This is a genomic window from Yersinia mollaretii ATCC 43969 (assembly GCF_013282725.1).
GTDB classification, from domain to species: domain Bacteria; phylum Pseudomonadota; class Gammaproteobacteria; order Enterobacterales; family Enterobacteriaceae; genus Yersinia; species Yersinia mollaretii.
Genome location: NZ_CP054043.1, coordinates 2,943,245 through 2,959,321, shown reverse-complemented (window position 1 = coordinate 2,959,321; position 16,077 = coordinate 2,943,245). Strand labels below are relative to the sequence as shown.

Here is a 16,077-nt window from a genome sequence, read left to right as displayed (position 1 = left end):
GGCCACTCATAAGGCATGACCTGAGTACACGACCTTAGTCAATTAAGGGTTAAACCGAATAATGTCAGATAAAAATAAGCAGCCAACATTTTACGTTCATGATTATGAAACCTTCGGTCAGCGGCCTGCTCTCGACAGGCCAGCGCAGTTTGCCGGGGTGCGTACCGATTTAGATTTTAATATTATCGAAGAGCCACTGGTTATTTACTGTGCACCAGCAGATGACTACCTGCCACAGCCCGAGGCGGTGATGATTACCGGCATCACCCCGCAACACGCCTTAGCCAATGGGGTCAATGAAGCTGAATTTGCCCGCCAAATCAATCAGGCATTCAATGTACCCGGCACCTGCATTCTCGGTTACAACAATATTCGCTTCGATGATGAAGTCAGCCGCAATATTTTCTACCGTAATTTCTATGACCCCTATGCCTATAGCTGGCAAGGGGGGAACTCCCGCTGGGACTTGCTGGATGTGATGCGCGCTTGCTACGCGCTGCGTCCGGAGGGCATTATCTGGCCGGAAAATGAAGATGGTTTGCCGAGTTTCAAACTGGAGCATCTGACCAAGGCCAACGGCGTCGAACATCTTCACGCCCATGATGCGATGTCAGATGTGCACGCCACCATCGCCATGGCAAAATTGGTGAAACAGGCACAACCACGGCTGTTCGACTACCTGTATCAGCACCGCAGTAAGCATAAAATCAATGCATTGATTGATATCGCAGAGATGACACCGCTGGTTCATGTGTCCGGCATGTTCGGGGCCGCACGGGGCAACACCAGTTGGGTCGCGCCACTGGCATGGCATCCCGAGAATAAAAATGCGGTGATCATGTGCGATTTGGCGGGTGATATGTCGCCATTGCTGGAACTGGATAGCGATACGCTACGTGAACGTCTCTATACCCGCCGCGATAAACTCAGTGCTCAGGATGCCGCTATCCCCCTGAAGCTGGTGCATATCAATAAATGCCCGGTGCTGGCCCCAGCTAAAACATTGCTGCCAGAAAATGCCGAGCGGCTGGGTATCGACCGCCAACGCTGCTTGCAAAATCTGCAACTGTTGCGACAAAACCCGCAAGTGCGCGAAAAAGTGGTCGCGCTATTTGCCGAAGCTGAACCCTTTGCTGTCTCTGACGATGTGGATGCGCAACTGTATAACGGTTTTTTCAGCGATGCTGATCGCGCCACCATGAAAATCATTTTGCAGACTGAGGCGCAAAACCTGCCAGCACTGGATCTGACGTTCCAAGACCCGCGGCTGGAACCGCTACTCTTTCGTTTCCGCGCCCGTAACTATCCAAACACCTTGACCGACAGTGAACAGAAACGCTGGTTGGAACATCGCCGTGAAGCACTCAATCCAGAGCGTGTGCAAGATTACGTCCTACAACTGGAGCAATTCTATAACCAGTACGAAGACGATAAAGAGAAATTGGCACTACTGAAAGCGCTGTTTGAGTATGCAAAAGGCTTGGTGAGTTAACCTCGGCAACTGAAGATTATCCCATAAAAAACGGAGCCATCAGGCTCCGTTTTCATCAGTAATAACACTTCTCATCAGTCACAATAGAATGTTAAATCGAGTTACTGTGCCAGCTCACCATTAAACTGCGGCAACGCCTGACGGAAAGCGCGGGTTTTCCAGATCATATAAAGCAGGCCGATAGCACCCCATACCAGCCCTAAGGTCATTGAGCTGCTTTCCAAGTTCATCCACAGCACACCCACGGTTCCTGCGCCAATCATCGGCAGAATCAAGTAGCTGAAGTGATCCCTGAAGGTGCGGTTGCGGCGTTCACGAATGTAGAACTGCGAAATCACTGACAGGTTAACGAAGGTAAAGGCGACCAGCGCACCGAAGTTAATCAATGCGGTTGCCGTCACCAGATCAAAGGAGATGGCAGACAATGCCACGCCCCCCACCAACAGTACGTTGATGGCAGGAGTGCGCCACTTCGGATGCACGTAACCAAATACTTTTTCTGGGAATACGCCATCGCGACCCATCACATACAGTAGGCGTGAAACCCCCGCGTGTGCGGCCATACCGGATGCCAACACCGTGACACAGGAGAAGCACAGAATCACTGACTGGAAGAATTTACCCGCCACAAACAGCATGATTTCCGGCTGTGATGCATCAGGATCGGTGAAGCGCGAAATGTCCGGGAAATAGAGCTGCAAGAAGTAAGAGACGACAATAAAGATCACGCCACCAATTAATGCGGTCAGGAAAATCGCTTTCGGGATCACTTTACCGGCATTCGGAGTCTCTTCAGACAGCGAACTGATGCCGTCGAAGCCAAGGAATGAGAAGCAGAGTATCGTGGCCCCGGTTATCATCGGCACCAAATGGGCATTCTCCGAGTAGAACGGACGTGGGCTAACCAGCGTACCCGCCCCTTCACCTTGATAGACGCCATGAATCAGCAGGCCCATAAAGACCACCATGATGGCGACTTGAACCACCACAATGACGGAGTTCAGGTTCGCCACCACATTGATGCCACGCAGGTTGAACAGCGTCATCAGGGTGACCAGTGCGCCAACAAAAATCCACGATGGCACGCCAGGGAAAATGGCTTCAAGGTAAATTTTCGCCAACAGAATGTTAATCATCGGCATGAACAGGTAGTCCAGCAGTGATGACCAACCCACCATAAAACCGACGTTCGGGCTAATGGATTTCTGGGCATAGGTATAAGCCGAACCCGCAGACGGGAAGCGCTTAACCAGTTTGCCATAGCTGATAGCCGTGAAGAGCACCGCGATCAACGCAATGGCGTAAGAGGTCGCGACATGACCATCGGTCAGGCCGGATACAATGCCAAAAGTATCGAAAATGGTCATCGGCTGCAAATAGGCCAGACCCATCATCACCACTTGTACCAACGTCAGGGTTTTTCTGAGTTGAACGCGGTTGTTGGTGCCCGTTTGATTGGTGCCGACTTCAACAGTAGCATTATGCGTCATGATTCAGCCTCCCCATACCTTTAACTCGATTTGCAAGTGTAGTGCAACGGTCAGAGGTGACGGGGAAACTTCGTATCTGCCTGGGATACGTAAGTGGGGAAACCAGAGCGGTGTAACGGGTACTTACCATACCTGCTGCGCCATAATCGCTGCATGTGCAGCGCATACCGGTGGGCACCGGTGCCAATGAAAATAATTGCCCCATCTTTCTTTCCTCATAACGGCGATTTTCGTATGTGAATAATCGCTCGCGGACCTGTTTATCTATCCGGATCGTTGTCCGGCCTCTTGATTTGTGAAAACATGAATGCAAAAAAATAACCGACGCGTTTAAACGTCGGTTATTGCATGGCGCGTATTTTGCCCTAAATCGAGGGCAAAAAACAAGGTGTTAAACCGTTAGAAACAATATTCTTCTGGTGGATTGATCTAAACACCTATTCCCGCGCTGTGCGTGCGTTGAGCGGCCATTTCCACCCGCTCAATCGCTGCCCACAGTTTGTCTGGATTTAGCGCAATGGGTAGGTAGTGAATTGACTCGCTCGGCTTCAGAATTCGGCCAATGACGCGCTCAATTCCCTCGCGGTCATTGATATCAACATCCAGAGCGGCCAGATGCGTTGGCAGACCTAACTTATTAAAGGCCGTTATCAGCGATTTCAATGCTTCATCCTGCTCCAACAGTGCGGTTTGGACCAAGATCCCGTAAGCGACTTTGGTGCCATGCAGGAAGTGTTCTGTTTGTGGGAGCAGCGTCAAGCCGTTGTGCACCGCATGGGCCGCCGCGACACGGGTATAGCGCTCACCCAGCCCACCGACCATGCCGCCACCGGCAATAATGGCATCGACAATATCCAGAAAATCTTGCGTCAGTTCACCTTGCTTCACTGCCTGTAACGCCGCTTCACTCTGTTTTAGCAGCACATTGCGGATATCCAGTGCCGCCTGTAGCCCCAATCGCACTGTCAAAGATAGAGTTTCTGGTTGCGGGCTAAGTACCACCGCCTCGTACCATTTCGCTAGCGTATCGCCGATACCCGCCAACAGATACGCCACGGGGGCTTGCAAAATAATGCGCGGTTCCACCAACACCAAATGGTTGGCGTCGTTGAAAATTTCAAAATTCAGCGCCTGTCCGGCATCGTTATACCAAACCGACAGCGGCGTCCAGGCCGCGCAAGTGGCCGCGATAGTGGGGATGGCAACCAGTGGTACGCCCAGTTTACACGCCACCACTTTTGCCGTATCCAATGCCGCCCCACCACCAATACCAATCACCACCTGCCGATCACTGCCCGCTTGTTGCACCAAATCGGCGACCGTCGATTCACTGCAATGGGTTGAGAATGCAGCACGTACCGCATTTTCCCCATGAAACGCGGCGGGCAGATAATCGCTGGCAGCCGCCAATGCGCGCTCGCCGTAGATCCACAAAGCATGATCCAGTGCCGCCGGAGGATAAAACTCACTCAGTTTGTCGATAGCACCCGGAAAAGAGAAATAGTTAGCAGGCCCCACCTGCACTCGGATGGCATTCGTGCTCATGGCGCGTTCCTTTTAAATGGCAATCTCAGCAATGTTTTTCTCATCTTAAGGGCAACGCCAGTAATGTTTAATAATTTTTTGATATAGCTTAACTATTTTAGTTTGTTGCGATTAATAAAAACTGTGTTAAAAAAGAGTGCTATCAGCCAGCAGCATAATTGACTGGCTGTTTCTCCAGCGTGTTTACCTGAGAAAATTCATAAGCCTATTCCGAGATAGCCAAAAGGGGTAGGCCGCCTCAATACTTTATAGGGCAGTTGCAGAAATTTATGTCCAGCATCACCTCCTCCCGCCTTGAGATGCGGAATATCTCTATCTCGTTTTCTGGATTCCATGCTCTGCAACAAGTTGATTTTACACTGGAAGGTGGTTCTACCCATGCGCTAGTCGGTGCCAATGGCGCAGGAAAATCGACCCTGATGGCGATTCTTTCCGGCGCTCACAGCCACTATCGCGGCGAGATCTATATTGATGGTCAGCAGATAGACATTCACTCCCCCCGGCAGGCAAAGCAGCACGGCATCCATGTGGTTCAGCAAGAGGTTGATGTGGCGCTGATCCCTACCCTCTCTGTGGCGGAAAATATTATGCTGGATACCCTCGCCGAGCGGGGTCATCTGTTTAACTGGCCGCAGCTTTACCGTCAGGCGGAAGCCCTCCTTGGGCAGCTCGATCTTAAGTTGAATGTGCGTCAGCGCTTGGAGTCATGCACGCTGGCAGAGAAACAGCAGGTGCTGCTGGCACGCGCCCTTTCCCACCAATGCCGCTTTCTGATTCTGGATGAACCCACTGCACCACTGGATCAAGAGGAGAGCGCGCGGCTGTTTCGTGTGGTGCGCCGTTTGCAGTCGGAAGGAATGGCCATCGTTTTCATCTCGCACCGCATCCATGAATTACGTGAAATCTGCGATCAATTGACCGTATTACGTGATGGCCGCCGCGTTAGCCATGATCTGATGGGGGATTTAAGTGGCGAGCAGATTGTGGAAAAGATGCTCGGCCACACCTTGGATGATATTTTCCCGCCGCGACGAGCCATTATCAGCGAGAAGATCCTTTTATCTGTCAGTGGGTTGCATGACCAGCACAAACTGCGTGATATCTCACTGACACTGCATGAGGGAGAGATTTTGGGCATCGCTGGCTTAGCCGGTGCCGGCAAAACCGAATTGTGCAAAGCCTTGTTTGGTGCCACTCCTAGCCGTGTTGATCGCGGCGAATTGCGGGGTAAAGCATGGAAACCGCGCTCACCTGACCAATCCGTGGCGCAAGGATTGGCGCTGGTACCAGAAGAGCGGCGCAAAGAGGGTATTTTTATCCACGAGGGTATTCCAATGAACCTGAGTGTCGCCGCCGATGACAGTTTTTCCCGCTGGAGTATTTTTAGCCGTCGCCAAGAGTTGCGTTGGGCCAAAGAGCTGATCCAGCGCCTTGGGGTGCGAACCGCTTCACCACAGCAAAAACTGGCTCGCCTCTCCGGCGGAAATCAGCAAAAAGTGGCTATCGGCAAGTGGTTACGGGGGGATGCGCAAGTACTGATTTTTGATGAGCCGACCAAAGGGGTGGACATCAAAGCCAAGCAGGATCTGTTCCATCTGATTGATGGATTGGCGCAGCAGGGCAAAGGCATTATCTATGCCTCCGGTGAATTCTCAGAATTGGTTGGTTTATGTGATCGTATCTGTGTGTTGTGGGATGGTCGCATTGTCGCCGAACTGAACGCCGCAGAGGTCGATGAAGAGACATTATTACTATTTTCAACGGGAGGAGTCCCAGAGTGAGCAAAGAACTGCCCCTACCAGACGCACAGCCATGGCGTCACCAGCTATTTGATTTTCTCTACAAATGGGGGATGTTGCTCACCGTTGTGGCGCTCATCGCGTTATTTGGTCTGGCATCGGAAAACTTCCTCGATCCGAACAATATCATCAATATTTTGCGATCGATTGCCATCGTGACGGTGATCGCCATCGGGGTGTCGATTTCGCTGTCGATTGGCGGGTTTGACCTGTCAGTCGGCTCCACCGCGTCATTGGCTAACGCCATCGTGGTGTCACTGTTTGTCTGGTACGGCTTTGGCACCACAGGCGCGATCATTCTCACCTTGCTGATTTGTACGCTGGTCGGATTGTTTAATGCGTTCCTGATTGTGGTGCTGAAGATCCCCGACATGCTGGCAACCCTCGCCAGTCTGTTTGTAATCCAAGGTGTGGCAATGACCTACAGCTACGGCGGCTCGATTACACAGAATATGTTGCTGCCAAGCGGCGATATGGCGGAGGGCGTCATCCCTGAGATGTTTTCAGCGTTGGGACAAGTCCCGGTTATCGTGCTGATTATGTTGGCGGTCACCATTGTGGTGCAGTTGTATTTGTCGCTGACCAAACATGGCCGCCGGATGTATGCCATCGGCGGTAATCCAGAAGCCGCACGGCTGGCGGGTATCCGCACGGTGCGCTATCGGGTGCTGGCCTATGTGCTTTCATCACTATTAGCGGCACTGGGCGGGATTTTACTGGCATCACGCATTGGTTCATCACAAGTGAACGCCGGTGGCGGTTATCTGATGGATGCCGTGGCAGCCGCCTATATTGGTTTCTCGCTGGCGGGTTCAGGCAAACCCAATGCCTTCGGCACCTTGATTGGCGCGGTGATCCTCGGCGTATTGCAAAATGGGCTGGTGATGTTATCTGTGCCCTACTATGCAATGGACATCATCAAAGGGCTGGTGCTGGCGATGGCATTGGCACTGACCTATATTCATCAGAAACGGTGATGGGATGCTCCCATTTATTTGATTCTTATTTTGAATGTTTTAAGTTCCCATCCATTCTAGGCGTAACGAGCTAAGTCAGACTGAGTGCGTACAGCGCGCAGTACCCGGAACGTACACGTAGTACGTGAGGAGTACGAGCACTGCACAATCTCAGTATGACGACGCGCAGTAGCCGTATATTTTCAGCTCAAAGGCATTCTTGCGGGATCAGGGTACTGATACTCAAACCCCAATTCGCTGCAAATCTTACTGCCATCAATCTCACGTGCAGGCTCCTCAATATCCTCCACGGCAAACTCCGGTGGTGTGAGCTGTAACGCCCGTGCACTGGCGGGATAGAAGTCGCGTTTGCTCGGGTGAAGCGGTGCGCACAGATTGTAAATATGGCCGCCTCTGGGCAAATTGAGCAACAGTTCAATGGCTGAGATCACATCTTCTTGGTGCACCAAATTAACCCCCAGTGAACCGCCTTTCACATTGGTTTTACCCGCCAAAAAGCGCCCAGGGTGGCGATCCGCCCCCACCAACCCGGCAAGGCGCAAAATATCCACCGAGGTATTGGGCAGTTTATGTAGCCAAAGTTCGAGTTCCATGAGCGTTTTTCCGGCAGTGGTCACCGGTTGCAGTGGTGAACTCTCTTTGATTCGACCACGGGTTTCGCCATACACCGAGGTGGAGCTGGTAAAAATAATGCGCGGCACACCAAAAGCCAGTGCGCTATCAACCACCATTTGTACCGCCTGAAAATAATCCCCGCCCCCTTCCGTAGTCCGGCTGGCGGGTAAGGTAATGACCAAGGCATCAACTGTCATCAGTTGCGCTAAATCATCCGGCTCGCAAATCAGTTCCGGTGTCAGTTGTAATGGGTAGCAATCAATTCCGCTCATTCTGGCGGCTTCGACGCCATCCGGTGTGGTCTTGCTGCCAACCACTTGTACTCCGCGACGGATCAATGATTGCGCTAACGGCATTCCCAACCAGCCCAATCCAATAATGGCGACTTTTTTCATTTTAATGGCTCTCCACCGGTTCATACCGATAACTCATGCTGATAATTCATACCGATAACAAATACTATACTGATAACCTACGCCAGTTGGCTGTCGCTAACAATTATGTTGAGCGTATTATGACGTTCATGTCATTCATCGGCGTAATGGCAATGCGTAACAATTTTGTGCTTAAACTGACATAAAATAGAGTCATAACCGCCATAAAGAAAACGATTAGCGGCAGATCAGTCGCGGCCTGCCACCTTGAAATCACCTCATCGGGTGAAAAAAAGGTTGCACCACTGCCGCCAGATGGTTTACGTTGATTGACAGAAATTATGGCACGTTCCAATTATGGCTATTTTGATTTCCTCAAAAAGCCCACATAGAGAAATTATAATGAATCGCGTTCAATTTAATCACCATCATCACCATCATCCTGACTAGTCTTGCAGGCCGATGTGTGCTGGAAGACGGTTAACGAATCTTCCAGGTGGCGGTAGAACGCAATAGAGAAAGCCCTCGGAAGATTATCTTCCGAGGGCTTTTTTGTTGCCCACCATTTTATAAATTAGATATTGATAGATTAAGAGGATTACCATGCTGGATAAAACACGCTTACGTATCGCAATGCAGAAATCAGGCCGCCTGAGTGACGATTGCCATGAATTGCTGTCACGCTGCGGGATTAAAATCAATTTGCAGCAACAGCGACTGATCGCTTTCGCAGAAAACATGCCAATCGACATTCTGCGCGTACGTGATGACGATATCCCGGGACTGGTGATGGATGGAGTGGTTGATCTGGGCATTATCGGCGAAAATGTGCTGGAAGAGGAGTTGCTAAGCCGCCGCGCTCAGGGCGAAGACCCACGTTACTTCACCTTACGCCGTCTCGATTTCGGTGGCTGCCGCCTGTCACTGGCGGCCTCACTGGATACGGAGTACACCGGCCCGCAATGCCTGCAAAATAAACGTATCGCCACCTCTTACCCCCACATCTTAAAACAGTACCTCGACAAACAAGGTGTTAGCTTTAAATCTTGTTTGCTGAACGGCTCAGTTGAAGTAGCGCCGCGTGCGGGCTTAGCCGATGTCATCTGTGATTTGGTTTCAACCGGTGCCACGCTGGAAGCCAACGGCCTGCGCGAAGTTGAAGTGATTTACCGCTCGAAAGCCTGCCTGATCCAACGTGATGGCGAAATGCCTGCTGAGAAACAAGAACTTATTGACCGTCTGATGACCCGTATTCAAGGCGTGATTCAGGCGCGTGAATCCAAATACATCATGATGCACGCACCGAGCGAACGTCTGGACGAAATCATTACCCTGCTGCCGGGTGCCGAGCGCCCTACCATTCTGCCACTGGCTGGCGATAAGAGCCGCGTCGCGATGCACATGGTGAGTAGCGAAACTCTGTTCTGGGAAACCATGGAAAAACTGAAGGCGCTGGGTGCCAGCTCCATTCTGGTATTACCGATTGAAAAAATGATGGAGTAACTGATGCAGCCGACGAATTTCAATACCTTAATCGACTGGCAGCAATGCAGTGAAGAGCAGCAAAAATCGCTGCTGAGCCGCCCGGCCATTAATGCATCGGGCCGGATTACGGCAGCGGTCAGCGAAATCCTTGATCGGGTAAAAGCCGAGGGCGACAGTGCCTTACGTGATTTCAGCCAGCGCTTTGATGCCGTACAAATTGCCGATATTCGCGTCAGTGCCGAAGAGATAGTCGCTGCCGCTACGCGTTTGAGTGATGATATCAAGCAGGCCATGGCGCAAGCGGTACGTAATATTGAAATCTTTCACAATGCGCAGAAAATGCCGGTGGTGGATGTTGAAACTCAGCCGGGCGTGCGTTGCCAGCAGATCACTCGCCCGATTGCCTCCGTCGGCTTGTATATTCCCGGTGGCTCCGCCCCACTACTCTCTACTGTGCTGATGCTCGGCACCCCAGCGCGTATTGCGGGTTGTCAGCGCGTCATTTTATGTTCACCGCCGCCGATTGCCGATGAAATTCTGTATGCCGCGCAGTTGTGCGGGATTAAGGAAGTGTTCCAGATTGGCGGGGCGCAAGCCATTGCCGCGATGGCCTTCGGCAGTGAGTCTGTGCCGAAAGTAAATAAAATCTTCGGGCCGGGCAATGCTTATGTGACCGAAGCGAAACGTCAGGTCAGCCAGCGCCTTGATGGTGCCGCCATTGACATGCCTGCTGGCCCGTCAGAAGTGTTGGTGATCGCCGACAGCGGCGCAACACCGGCGTTTATCGCCTCTGATTTACTGTCTCAGGCCGAACACGGGCCGGATTCGCAAGTGGTGTTGCTGACGCCAGATGCCGCCATCGCGCAAGCCGTGGCAGTGGAAGTTGAGCAGCAGCTTAAGCTGTTGTCGCGCGCCGATATTGCCCGCCAGGCATTGGAAAGTAGCCGCTTGATTATCACCAAAGATTTGCAGCAATGCATTGATATCAGCAATGCATACGGCCCAGAGCACTTGATTCTGCAAATACGTCAGCCGGAAGAAATTATCGACCAAATCGATAATGCTGGTTCAGTCTTTATGGGGGACTGGTCGCCGGAATCCGCCGGTGATTACGCCTCCGGGACTAATCATGTGTTACCAACTTATGGTTACACCTCCACCTATTCCAGTCTGGGTCTGGCCGATTTTGTTAAACGCATGACAGTTCAGCAACTAACCCCGCAAGGCTTGCTAGGCTTGGCATCGACCATCGAAACACTGGCTCAGGCCGAACAACTCACCGCCCACAAAAATGCCGTCACTCTACGCGTCGCGGCCCTGACCGCCGCCAATAAGGAGCAAGCATGAGTCAATCTGCCAACATCACTGATTTGGCCCGCGCCAATATCCGCGCCCTGACCCCTTATATGTCGGCCCGCCGCTTAGGCGGCAATGGCGATGTATGGCTCAATGCCAACGAATATCCACTGGCGACCGAATACCAGTTGACCGCGCAAACCTTCAACCGCTACCCCGAGTGCCAGCCGAAGCTGGTGATTGAGCGCTACGCGGCTTATGCCGATTTAGAGACGGAGCAAGTGCTGGTGAGCCGTGGGGCTGATGAAGGTATCGAACTGTTAATCCGCGCCTTCTGTGAGCCGGGTCAGGATGCCATCCTGTTCTGCCCGCCAACCTATGGCATGTATGCCGTCAGTGCCGAAACTTTTGGTGTAGAGCTGCGCACCGTGCAGACCCAAACGGACTGGCAGCTCGATTTACCGGCAATTAAAGCAAGTCTGGATCGGGTAAAGCTAATTTACATTTGCAGCCCGAATAACCCGACCGGCAACTTAATCAATCCGGCTGACCTGCGCGAAGTGCTGGAACTGGCGCAAGGCCGCGCTATCGTCGCCATTGATGAAGCCTATATTGAGTTTTGCCCACAGGCCAGTGTCAGCAGTTGGCTAAAAGATTATCCGAATTTAGTGATTTTGCGCACCTTATCGAAAGCCTTCGCATTGGCCGGTTTACGTTGTGGCTTTACCTTAGCCAATAGCGATATTATCCAGTTGCTGCTTAAAGTGATTGCGCCCTACCCATTATCTACGCCAGTCGCCGATATCGCCGCACAAGCCCTTAACCCGCAAGGGCTTGAGCAAATGCGTCAGCGAGTGAATGAAGTGCGGGCTAACCGTGAGTGGCTACAAAATGCGCTGAATGGCTGCGCCTGTGTTGAGCAGGTATTCTCCAGTGAGAGCAACTATTTACTGGCTCGCTTCACGGCCTCCAGCAGTGTATTCAAAGCGTTGTGGGATCAAGGCATTATTCTACGTGATCAAAATAAGCAGCCGGGGTTATCCAACTGCCTGCGCATTACTATTGGCACCCGTCAGGAGTGTGAGCGAGTGATTGCCGCCCTTGCTCCCCTGCCCGGCGTTGATAGCCCGAATAACACCAATACCGCCAGCCTCCGTAAGGAAACGATATGAGCCAGAAATTTCTTTTTATTGATCGCGACGGCACCCTGATTGCCGAGCCACCGGAAGACTACCAAGTTGATCGGTTAGATAAACTGGCACTAGAGCCAGAAGTGATCCCGGCATTACTGGCACTGCAAAAAGCAGATTATCGTTTGGTGATGATCACTAACCAAGATGGTTTGGGAACCAACAGCTTCCCGCAGGAGACCTTCGATCCGCCGCACAATCTGATGATGCAGATTTTCAGCTCTCAGGGGATCAATTTTGAGCAGGTGTTGATTTGCCCTCACTTACCCGCAGATAACTGTGTTTGCCGTAAGCCAAAAACCGCCTTGGTTGAGCGCTATTTGGCAGATGGCGTGATGAACAGCGCCAACAGTTATGTAATAGGTGACCGTGAAACTGATCTGCAACTGGCGCAAAACATGGGTATCGGTGGCCTGCGTTATCAGCGCGACGGCCTTAACTGGTCACAAATTGCTAAACAGTTAACCCAACGTGATCGCCACTCTCACGTTAACCGTGTCACCAAAGAGACAGCGATTGACGTGAATGTCTGGCTGGATCGCGAAGGCGGTAGCAAGATCAAAACGGGCGTCGGTTTCTTCGACCATATGCTGGATCAAATCGCCACCCACGGCGGTTTCCGCATGGATATTCAGGTCAGCGGTGACCTCTACATTGATGACCACCATACCGTGGAAGACACCGCACTGGCTCTGGGCGAGGCGATTAATAATGCGCTCGGCGACAAACGTGGTATTGGCCGTTTCGGATTTGTACTGCCAATGGATGAGTGTTTGGCACGTTGCGCGCTGGATATTTCCGGCCGCCCGCACCTCGAATACAAAGCCGAGTTTAACTATCAGCGTGTTGGCGATCTGAGCACCGAGATGGTCGAGCATTTCTTCCGTTCCCTCTCTTATGCTATGGCCTGCACATTGCACCTGAAAACCAAAGGCCGTAACGATCACCACCGGGTAGAGAGCCTGTTTAAAGTGTTTGGCCGCACGCTACGTCAGGCGATCCGCGTTGAAGGAAACACCTTGCCCAGCTCCAAAGGGGTACTCTGATGAATGTAGTGATTCTGGATACCGGTTGCGCCAACCTCTCCTCTGTCACTTACGCGGTGCAGCGATTGGGTTACGCACCTGTTATCAGCCGTGACCCTGAAATCGTGCTACGTGCCGATAAACTGTTCCTACCGGGCGTGGGGACCGCGCACGCCGCAATGGATCAGTTGAAAGAGCGCGAGCTTATCGAACTGATTAAGAGTTGTACTCAACCGGTATTGGGTATCTGCCTCGGTATGCAGTTGCTGGCAAACAGCAGCGAGGAGAGTGGTGGCATCAAAACCCTTGGCATCATTGATGCGCCAGTGAAACAGATGACCGATTTTGGCTTACCGCTACCGCATATGGGCTGGAATCAGATTACCGCGCAAGCGGGGAATCATCTGTTCCGTGGTATCCCAGACGGAACCTATTTCTACTTTGTGCACGGATATGCAATGCCAATATGCCCAAATACCATCGCCCAAGCCAATTACGGCGAGCCGTTTACCGCCGCAGTCGAAAAAGACAACTTCTTTGGCGTGCAGTTTCATCCGGAACGTTCCGGCGCGGCGGGAGCCCAATTGCTGAAAAACTTTCTGGAGATGTAAACACCATGATTATTCCCGCTTTGGATTTGATCGAAGGTAAGGTGGTGCGTTTGCATCAGGGCGATTACGGTCAGCAACGTGATTATGGCAATCACCCGCTGCCACGTTTACAGGATTATCAGCAGCAAGGCGCTCAGGTCTTGCACTTGGTTGACCTCACGGGGGCCAAAGATCCGGCTGCCCGCCAGATCCCATTATTGCGAGAGCTATTGGCCGGTGTCGATGTGCCCGTGCAAGTGGGTGGCGGCATCCGCAATGAGCAGGATGTGGTCGCGCTATTGGAAGCGGGTGCGACGCGAGTGGTGGTCGGTTCAACCGCCGTTAAGCAGCCGGAAATGGTGCAGCAGTGGTTTGAGCGTTACGGCCCCGAGGCGATTGTTTTGGCGCTGGATGTGCGCATCAATGAGGCGGGGCGCAAACAAGTTGCCATCAGCGGTTGGCAGGAAAACTCCGATGCCACGTTGGAGCAGATCGTCGAGCAGTACCTGCCTTTCGGCCTAAAACATGTGCTGTGCACAGATATCTCCCGCGATGGCACCCTGAATGGCTCCAATGTTGAGCTGTATCAGGAAGTTTGCCAGCGTTACCCGCAAGTGGCGTTCCAAGCCTCTGGCGGCATCGGTTGTCTGGATGATATCGCCCGTCTACGCGGCAGCGGTGTACAAGGGGTGATTGTGGGTCGTGCGCTACTGGACGGCAAATTTAACGTGAAGGAGGCGATCGCATGCTGGCAAAACGTATAATTCCCTGTCTGGATGTGAAAGATGGTCAGGTGGTCAAAGGCGTCCAGTTCCGTAACCATGAAATTATTGGTGATATTGTGCCTTTGGCGCAGCGCTACGCACAAGAAGGCGCTGATGAGCTGGTATTTTACGATATCACCGCCTCCTCCGATGGCCGTGTTGTCGATAAAAGCTGGGTATCACGGGTCGCGGAAGTGATCGACATCCCGTTTTGTGTCGCAGGCGGTATTAAAAGCGTGGAAGACGCGGCCCAAATCTTGACCTTCGGCGCAGATAAAATCTCTATCAACTCACCCGCGCTGGCTGATCCGACCTTAATTACCCGACTGGCTGACCGCTATGGCGTACAATGCATCGTGGTGGGTATTGATACTTGGTATGATGCAGAAAGTGGCAGTTATCAGGTTTATCAATTCACCGGCGATGAAAAGCGGACCAAAGCCACCACTTGGCAGACCGAGGATTGGATCAAAGAAGTCCAGTTGCGCGGAGCCGGTGAGATTGTGCTGAATATGATGAATCAAGATGGCGTGCGTAACGGCTATGATTTGCGTCAACTGAAACAGATGCGGGCTATCTGCCATGTGCCGTTAATCGCCTCTGGCGGTGCCGGTACACCGGAGCACTTCCTCGAAGCCTTCCGCGATACCGATGTAGACGGTGCCTTGGCAGCTTCAGTGTTCCATAAGCAAATCATTAACATCGGCGAATTGAAAAAGTATTTGTCTGAACAAGGCGTGGAGATAAGAGTGTGTTAAGCGAACAACAAATTAACCAACTGGATTGGCAAAAAGTCGACAATCTAATGCCTGCCATCGTTCAACATGCCGTATCAGGTGAAGTTCTGATGATGGGGTATATGAATCGCGAGGCGCTGTCAGTAACGGAAGACTCGGGCAAAGTGACCTTTTTCTCCCGGACTAAACAGCGTTTATGGACCAAAGGCGAAAGCTCCGGCCATTTTCTGAATGTGGTGAGTATCTACCCTGATTGTGACAATGACACCCTGCTGATTCTGGTCAATCCTATCGGCCCAACCTGTCATTTAGGCAATAACAGTTGCTTCGCCCCTGCGGCCAGCGACTGGAGTTTCCTGTATCAGTTGGAGCAGCTACTCGCATCACGTAAGTCAGCCGATCCCGACAGTTCTTATACTGCAAAACTCTATGCCAGCGGGACTAAGCGTATTGCCCAGAAAGTGGGGGAAGAAGGGGTAGAAACTGCCCTCGCCGCGACGGTAAATGACCGTGAAGAGCTGACTAATGAAGCATCAGATTTGATGTACCACCTCATGGTGCTATTGCAGGATCAAGATTTGGATCTGAGCAAAGTCATTGGCCGCCTGCGGGAACGCCACGAGAAGTAATTACTGATTGCTCTCCTGCTGACAAAAAAACGCCTCCGGCTTATCACTGGAGGCGTTTTTTATTGGATA

At 52.0% G+C, this 16,077-nt stretch carries 16 protein-coding genes and 1 other annotated feature; of the genes, 12 read left to right on the top strand and 4 right to left on the bottom strand.

Annotation, left to right across the window (positions count from 1 at the left end; genetic code table 11):
- The first annotated feature begins 61 nt into the window (after positions 1-61).
- Positions 62-1,492, top strand: a complete 1,431-nt coding sequence (gene sbcB, locus HRD69_RS13015; RefSeq protein ID WP_004873652.1) for an exodeoxyribonuclease I — start codon at positions 62-64, stop codon at positions 1,490-1,492.
- Positions 1,493-1,593: 101 nt separating this feature from the next.
- Here the strand turns inward: sbcB and HRD69_RS13010 are convergent, their stop codons facing one another.
- The 3 genes from HRD69_RS13010 to HRD69_RS13005 all read right to left on the bottom strand — a co-directional run bounded on the left by HRD69_RS13010 (position 1,594) and on the right by HRD69_RS13005 (position 4,527).
- Positions 1,594-2,982 carry an APC family permease gene (locus tag HRD69_RS13010; protein ID WP_004873653.1) on the bottom strand — a complete coding sequence of 463 codons (1,389 nt, stop codon included), beginning with the start codon at positions 2,980-2,982 and terminating at the stop codon, positions 1,594-1,596.
- Entirely contained in the window at positions 2,972-3,187 is a 216-nt protein-coding gene (locus HRD69_RS20780) for a hypothetical protein (protein ID WP_032813085.1), read from the bottom strand. The genes HRD69_RS13010 and HRD69_RS20780 overlap by 11 nt, the downstream gene beginning before the upstream one ends.
- Before the next feature lie 224 nt (positions 3,188-3,411).
- Positions 3,412-4,527 (bottom strand): oxidoreductase, encoded by a 1,116-nt coding sequence (locus HRD69_RS13005; RefSeq protein WP_032813087.1) that lies wholly within the window; start codon positions 4,525-4,527, stop codon positions 3,412-3,414.
- A 269-nt stretch (positions 4,528-4,796) separates the two neighbouring features.
- Between HRD69_RS13005 and HRD69_RS13000 the strand changes: the two genes are divergently transcribed.
- Both HRD69_RS13000 and HRD69_RS12995 read left to right on the top strand, forming a co-directional pair.
- Positions 4,797-6,308: a sugar ABC transporter ATP-binding protein gene (locus HRD69_RS13000; protein WP_004873655.1), complete on the top strand. Its 1,512-nt coding sequence runs from the start codon at positions 4,797-4,799 to the stop codon at positions 6,306-6,308.
- Positions 6,305-7,303: an ABC transporter permease gene (locus HRD69_RS12995; RefSeq protein WP_032813088.1), complete on the top strand. Its 999-nt coding sequence runs from the start codon at positions 6,305-6,307 to the stop codon at positions 7,301-7,303. The genes HRD69_RS13000 and HRD69_RS12995 overlap by 4 nt, the downstream gene beginning before the upstream one ends.
- A gap of 182 nt (positions 7,304-7,485) precedes the next feature.
- Here the strand turns inward: HRD69_RS12995 and HRD69_RS12990 are convergent, their stop codons facing one another.
- Positions 7,486-8,313: an SDR family oxidoreductase gene (locus tag HRD69_RS12990; RefSeq protein WP_004873657.1), complete on the bottom strand. Its 828-nt coding sequence runs from the start codon at positions 8,311-8,313 to the stop codon at positions 7,486-7,488.
- 381 nt (positions 8,314-8,694) lie between these two features.
- Here HRD69_RS12990 and hisL point away from each other — a divergent pair, with 381 nt between their 5' ends.
- The 9 genes from hisL (at position 8,695) to hisIE (ending at position 16,008) form a co-directional block, all read left to right on the top strand.
- On the top strand, positions 8,695-8,742 hold the full coding sequence (hisL, locus tag HRD69_RS12985) for a his operon leader peptide (protein WP_002231208.1): 48 nt from the start codon (positions 8,695-8,697) through the stop codon (positions 8,740-8,742).
- Positions 8,718-8,848 (top strand) — a sequence feature (His leader region). It overlaps the preceding gene by 25 nt.
- Before the next feature lie 47 nt (positions 8,849-8,895).
- On the top strand, positions 8,896-9,795 hold the full coding sequence (gene hisG, locus HRD69_RS12980; protein ID WP_004873659.1) for an ATP phosphoribosyltransferase: 900 nt from the start codon (positions 8,896-8,898) through the stop codon (positions 9,793-9,795).
- Positions 9,796-9,798: 3 nt separating this feature from the next.
- Complete coding sequence (hisD, locus tag HRD69_RS12975) at positions 9,799-11,124, top strand: histidinol dehydrogenase (RefSeq protein WP_004873660.1); 1,326 nt, start codon at positions 9,799-9,801, stop codon at positions 11,122-11,124.
- Positions 11,121-12,245 carry a histidinol-phosphate transaminase gene (gene hisC, locus HRD69_RS12970; protein WP_032813089.1) on the top strand — a complete coding sequence of 375 codons (1,125 nt, stop codon included), beginning with the start codon at positions 11,121-11,123 and terminating at the stop codon, positions 12,243-12,245. The genes hisD and hisC overlap by 4 nt, the downstream gene beginning before the upstream one ends.
- Positions 12,242-13,309, top strand: a complete 1,068-nt coding sequence (gene hisB, locus HRD69_RS12965; protein WP_032813090.1) for a bifunctional histidinol-phosphatase/imidazoleglycerol-phosphate dehydratase HisB — start codon at positions 12,242-12,244, stop codon at positions 13,307-13,309. Before hisC ends, hisB begins: the two co-directional genes overlap by 4 nt.
- Complete coding sequence (gene hisH, locus HRD69_RS12960; RefSeq protein ID WP_032813092.1) at positions 13,309-13,899, top strand: imidazole glycerol phosphate synthase subunit HisH; 591 nt, start codon at positions 13,309-13,311, stop codon at positions 13,897-13,899. Before hisB ends, hisH begins: the two co-directional genes overlap by 1 nt.
- Positions 13,900-13,904: 5 nt before the next feature.
- Positions 13,905-14,642 (top strand): 1-(5-phosphoribosyl)-5-[(5-phosphoribosylamino)methylideneamino]imidazole-4-carboxamide isomerase, encoded by a 738-nt coding sequence (gene hisA, locus HRD69_RS12955; RefSeq protein ID WP_004873663.1) that lies wholly within the window; start codon positions 13,905-13,907, stop codon positions 14,640-14,642.
- A complete protein-coding gene (gene hisF, locus HRD69_RS12950; RefSeq protein WP_032813094.1) occupies positions 14,624-15,400 on the top strand; it encodes an imidazole glycerol phosphate synthase subunit HisF in 777 nt (258 codons plus the stop codon). Before hisA ends, hisF begins: the two co-directional genes overlap by 19 nt.
- Positions 15,394-16,008 carry a bifunctional phosphoribosyl-AMP cyclohydrolase/phosphoribosyl-ATP diphosphatase HisIE gene (gene hisIE / locus HRD69_RS12945; protein WP_032813096.1) on the top strand — a complete coding sequence of 205 codons (615 nt, stop codon included), beginning with the start codon at positions 15,394-15,396 and terminating at the stop codon, positions 16,006-16,008. The genes hisF and hisIE overlap by 7 nt, the downstream gene beginning before the upstream one ends.
- Positions 16,009-16,077 lie beyond the last annotated feature (69 nt).

Excerpts from the sequence above, each read along its gene's own strand:
- HRD69_RS12990 (WP_004873657.1), bottom strand. The coding sequence starts at position 8,313 with ATGAAAAAAGTCGCCATTATTGGATTGGGCTGGTTGGGAATGCCGTTA.
- HRD69_RS20780 (WP_032813085.1), bottom strand. The coding sequence starts at position 3,187 with ATGGGGCAATTATTTTCATTGGCACCGGTGCCCACCGGTATGCGCTGC.
- HRD69_RS13000 (WP_004873655.1), top strand. The coding sequence starts at position 4,797 with ATGTCCAGCATCACCTCCTCCCGCCTTGAGATGCGGAATATCTCTATC.
- sbcB (WP_004873652.1), top strand. The coding sequence starts at position 62 with ATGTCAGATAAAAATAAGCAGCCAACATTTTACGTTCATGATTATGAA.
- hisA (WP_004873663.1), top strand. The coding sequence starts at position 13,905 with ATGATTATTCCCGCTTTGGATTTGATCGAAGGTAAGGTGGTGCGTTTG.
- hisD (WP_004873660.1), top strand. The coding sequence starts at position 9,799 with ATGCAGCCGACGAATTTCAATACCTTAATCGACTGGCAGCAATGCAGT.
- hisH (WP_032813092.1), top strand. The coding sequence starts at position 13,309 with ATGAATGTAGTGATTCTGGATACCGGTTGCGCCAACCTCTCCTCTGTC.
- hisF (WP_032813094.1), top strand. The coding sequence starts at position 14,624 with ATGCTGGCAAAACGTATAATTCCCTGTCTGGATGTGAAAGATGGTCAG.
- hisC (WP_032813089.1), top strand. The coding sequence starts at position 11,121 with ATGAGTCAATCTGCCAACATCACTGATTTGGCCCGCGCCAATATCCGC.
- hisG (WP_004873659.1), top strand. The coding sequence starts at position 8,896 with ATGCTGGATAAAACACGCTTACGTATCGCAATGCAGAAATCAGGCCGC.
- HRD69_RS13005 (WP_032813087.1), bottom strand. The coding sequence starts at position 4,527 with ATGAGCACGAATGCCATCCGAGTGCAGGTGGGGCCTGCTAACTATTTC.
- HRD69_RS13010 (WP_004873653.1), bottom strand. The coding sequence starts at position 2,982 with ATGACGCATAATGCTACTGTTGAAGTCGGCACCAATCAAACGGGCACC.
- hisB (WP_032813090.1), top strand. The coding sequence starts at position 12,242 with ATGAGCCAGAAATTTCTTTTTATTGATCGCGACGGCACCCTGATTGCC.